4 protein-coding genes are annotated in these 4688 nt (G+C 21.5%); 1 reads left to right on the top strand and 3 read right to left on the bottom strand.

Annotation, left to right across the window (positions count from 1 at the left end; translation table 11 throughout):
• Nucleotides 1-405: 405 nt before the first annotated feature.
• Nucleotides 406-621: an Asp-tRNA(Asn) amidotransferase subunit GatC gene (gene gatC, locus MBCUR_RS01245; protein WP_067089229.1), complete on the top strand. Its 216-nt coding sequence runs from the start codon at nucleotides 406-408 to the stop codon at nucleotides 619-621.
• A gap of 60 nt (nucleotides 622-681) precedes the next feature.
• Here the strand turns inward: gatC and MBCUR_RS01240 are convergent, their stop codons facing one another.
• The 3 genes from MBCUR_RS01240 to MBCUR_RS01230 form a co-directional block, all read right to left on the bottom strand.
• Nucleotides 682-2244 carry a PD-(D/E)XK nuclease family protein gene (locus MBCUR_RS01240; RefSeq protein ID WP_067089227.1) on the bottom strand — a complete coding sequence of 521 codons (1563 nt, stop codon included), beginning with the start codon at nucleotides 2242-2244 and terminating at the stop codon, nucleotides 682-684.
• Nucleotides 2245-2425: 181 nt separating this feature from the next.
• Complete coding sequence (locus tag MBCUR_RS01235; RefSeq protein WP_067089225.1) at nucleotides 2426-2977, bottom strand: AAA family ATPase; 552 nt, start codon at nucleotides 2975-2977, stop codon at nucleotides 2426-2428.
• A gap of 210 nt (nucleotides 2978-3187) precedes the next feature.
• Entirely contained in the window at nucleotides 3188-3928 is a 741-nt protein-coding gene (locus MBCUR_RS01230; RefSeq protein WP_067089222.1) for a 4-phosphopantoate--beta-alanine ligase, read from the bottom strand.
• Between the last annotated feature and the right edge of the window lie 760 nt (nucleotides 3929-4688).

Genomic DNA, 4688 nt, shown 5'->3' with positions numbered 1-4688 from the left:
TTTAAAACAAACTTTTAGAAAAAGTTTGATCAAAAGCTATTTAAAACAAACTTTTAGAAAAAGTTTGATCAAAAGCTATTTAAAACAAACTTTTAGAAAAAGTTTGATCAAAAGCTATTTAAAAAATGAAGCATTTTAATTTATAAGAAATGCTTTTATTAATTTTAATATTTAAACAATTAATTATTTTAAAATTTAAATGTATTCATTATTTTTAAATATTTTTATATAATTATATTTATTTAGCTATTTAAATAGCTTTTCTTATTTTATTGATATTTTAAATTAGATTAAGAAATTTATAAAAAAAAACAAATTTTAAATTAAATTTTCTTAAAAATTTACATATATTAATATAGAAGGAAATATAAATTATTTATATTATTAATTACTAAGGTGTTTTACATGGAAATTAAAGAAGATGCAGAAAAAATATTAGAAGAGTTTTCAAAGACTTTAGAGACTATTCCAGAACTTGATGAAACTCAATACATTGTTGATAATGTTAATTTAACAAGAGAAGATAAAGTTGATAAGACCAATCCAAAAAGAATAATGAAAAATGCAAAAACTGACAAAAATGGAAATATCACTGTTAAAAAAGCAGATTGGGTTGCTTAATAACAATTAGTTTTTTTTTTGAAACATTTAATTTTTTTAATGATAGGTGTTTTTTTTAGCTTAGGGTATTTCAAACTCCTGTTTTTTAATTTTATATTTGCTACAAAATGTTTTAAAATCGCAGACGTCACATGTTTGTGGGTTTATAATAGGTTTCCAAGAGTATTTTATTGAATGGCTAATGGATTCTTTATATATTGATTTTTCAATCTCACTCACAACATTGTCAAAAGTTTTTAAAGATTTATTAATAGCTGTTTCATCTATTTTTATGACTCTTATGGATCTATCTAATCTAAAGTTCTCTGAAAGTACTGGAAATGTGTCCACATAATCAGAATCCACATCTAATTTTTTTTGTTTGTCGTCCCAATTTAAAACCTTTCTTAAATCCATTTTTTTTGCTTTAATATCGTATTCATGAATATTTTTTTTCATATACTTTAAATCAATGGCTGAAGGTAGTAACTCATTTATATAAAATATAATTCCAGCTATTATTGGCTTTGAAGTGTTTAATCTACTTCTTAGCCAACTGTAGGTTAAAATTTGATCTTCATGCTCTTTCCATCTTTTTGAATTAAATTTTGGTCTCATCATTCCTTTGTAATCTATTATAATTTCAAATTCATTTTCTAAATTACTTTGCAAATCACTTTTTAAGCCATTTTCTAGTTTGTTTTTTTCATTATTTTCTGTATAATTTTTATTATTTATTTGATTTTTATTATTTATTTCAATATCAAAATCTTCATCAACATGTCTATAAACCTCTGAATTCCTTATTTGTGGATTTTTTAAAATTTTGTCTATTTCTTTATTTTTCTTAAGATATTTTATTACTAAATTTTGATCCATGTGGGTTGAATTAATATTAGCCTTATCACAATTTAGTGAACTAATTACATCTACTACACCACTAATTGAATAATAGCTAAACCTCTTTCTGTTTTTATTAATTTCATATAAATCTCTATCATTTAAATCATAATCACTTAAATCATTATTATTCAAATCATCATTTTTTAAATATTTATTATTCAAATCATCATTTTTTAAATATTTATTATTTGAACCATCATTAGTTAAAATGTCTTCTACAGATTCATTATCTTCTTTAAAATTAGGCATTTTTCGTAATGCTTTAATTTTTACCTCTACATCACTCATTAATGGAAATAGCTCTTTTCCCCAGAGATTTAACATTTCTTCAATACGTGTACTAATAATTCTTTTTTTTGGATTTTTATTGTATATATTTTCATTAGTTTTTTTGTCTAGTAGTTTATATGAACTGTAATATCTTGGATGAGGGGGATAAAGTCCTCTAGTTTCCATTCTTTCTTCTATTTTTTCTTCAATTGGTCTTATAGTTTTTTTCCAATTCCAAGGAAAGGGTGTTTTATTTAAATTCCATTCTGTGTAAGCTTGTTCCATAACTCCATGAACAAATTCTCCAAACCACAATTGAAGAGGTCTTGATGGTGGAAGAGATTCTCTATTTTGATATCTATATTGAAGGTTACATGTTAAAAATGAAAGGATATCACCAGTTAAATTATATTCTGGAATTATGGTATCTTTATTTTTTGATGAAATATTTAAATCCATATTTTTTTTCATATTAACATCTTATAACTTAGATAAAATCTTATAAATTTACAAAATCTTATAAATTTATAGATTATTTATATATTAAATATTTATATTAAATATTTATATTAAATATTTATATTAAAAATAATTATTATATATTAAAAATAATTTTAATATTATCTTTTAATTATTTTATAAATTTTTCATATTATTTATAAAATTTATCCTCTTTTTTATTAAAAAACATCTCTATTTTTTCTTCATATTCTTCTAAATTGCTTTCATTAACAATTAAATAGTCTGAAAGAGAAATAACTGTTCCTATGCCAAAATCTAACTCTCTTTTATCTCTTTTATTAAAATTTTCAATTTTATTAAAGTCATCTTCTCTATTTCTATTTATTACTCTTTTAAATCGTGTTTTAGGGCTTGCATATACAGATAAAATTAAAAAGTCTTTAAAATTTTCTTTAAATAATTCAACTTCATAAGGACTTCTTATTCCTTCAATGATGTATAATGTATTTTTATATGGGCTTTCAAGAGATTTCAACTTTTTTATTGTTAATTTAGCAACAACAAAATCGCCTTGTTCTTTTCTTAATTCAATGGCTGTTTCTCCTAATGATAAATTTCGTTTAGTTGCTTCTTCTCTAACACAATCTCCCATATTTACAATGATGGCTCCTTTTTCTTTAGCCATTTCAGATATTAAACTTTTTCCTGACCCTGGAAGTCCAGAAATCCCCATTACTTTCATAATAACACTTTTTTATATTATTTTAATAATTATTTAGTAATCTAGTTAAGAATTTTTTTATAATTTATTTAATTATTTAGTTAATAATTTATTAATATTTATTTTAATTTATTTTATATTTAGTTTATATTTATTTTTAAACTCTTTATAACATTTTGATTAATTATAAATTAAAAAGTACACATTTAAAAATTATTATATGTTTAAAAATTATTTGAATTTCCCTCTTATTAATTCAAGAGAATCATTCAGATTTTTTTCATTTGAAAAATCATTAATAATTTTATTTAACTCTTTTTCAGTTTTATTTTTTAAATTATCAGATATTTTAATCATTAAAGGAATAGTTCTAGTTATATTGTCAACTATTGTAATATTAGCCATTTGTGCAGTTCTTGAAAGAGGATTTAAATCAATAGCTATTATAAATTTTCCATTTTGGGCTAAAATTTCTGTTCTATCACCATCTTCTAACATAACTAATATGGTATCTGCAGAATAAATTCCTTCTTTACTTGCAGTTGCTCTTGGGCTTTCTAAGCCATTTATATATTTTAAGTTATAGGGATCGGTTCCTAATAATTTATTAAATCCTTTTTTTTCAAATAGTTCTTTAATAATTTTGACTCTTTTATCTGTTCTATAAAAAAGATTTAATTCAACTTTAGCATTAATTTTTTTAGATAATTCAATTATTTGGTCAATGGCTAAGGCAGTACTATTTCCATTAATTGAAATTACAGGGTTTTCAGATAATAATAACATTGCTAGGCTTGCTTTAATAGCCATTTCAGCAGTTTTACTTGTTTTTTCTTCTATTAAATAATCAAATGCTTCTCCTCTTCCATGAGCAATCATTCCACTTTCTGCTAAGTAAGATTTTTTCATTGCATCTTTAATTTTTTCCCTTTCAATCAATGAATTATATCGTGGATGGTTTTTAGGTATCATTTATATGAAATATATTGTTTTTAGCTTATATATTTTTTTGGCAGTGGCTTAGCTATTTATAAAATAGGCGATTTTCTTAAGCATTTCCTTTAATTTTAAGAATTTTTAACTAAAAATAGTGGAGTTATTTATAACTTCATTTCAGATAAAAAAATTCAAAGAAGCTTAGAAATTGGAAAGGGCACATGAAATAAGAAGTAAAATTGAAGATTTCGATAAATTATGCAATGAAAATTATCATTAAGAAAAAACACATCAATATAAAAAAATCAATATATGAAAAATATATTTTCATAATTTTTTTATTAGTTTTATTAATTTTTAGACATCTTTTTTTAATCTTTATAATGTTTTTATATTATTCTTATTCTATTTTCTTATTATTTGCTTTCATTTACTTCTATTCTATTTTATTTTTTCTTTAAAGTATTTTTTAAGTTTTAATATTCGAGTAGAGGGGGTAAGTAATTATTTTTATTTTTTTATAATTTTTTAATAAAACAAATATAATTATCTTGAAAAGAGACATATTTGTGAAAAGATAAAATAAAGGAAAATCTATTCAAAAAATTATTTTTCATTTCTAAACAATAGGAAAATTATATTAATCATTAAATCATTAATATTACTATAACAGGGTGTCTGATTTATATGAAAAAATTAAGAGTTTAATAAATTGTTCAAGATGTTTTGAGACAATTATATTATGATTTTCTAAAAGTACAGATGAAATTAGTTTTAATTTTTAAAAAAGCTTAAT

The organism is Methanobrevibacter curvatus (assembly GCF_001639295.1).
GTDB lineage: Archaea > Methanobacteriota > Methanobacteria > Methanobacteriales > Methanobacteriaceae > Methanoflexus > Methanoflexus curvatus.
This window is presented reverse-complemented; position numbering and strand designations above follow the sequence as displayed.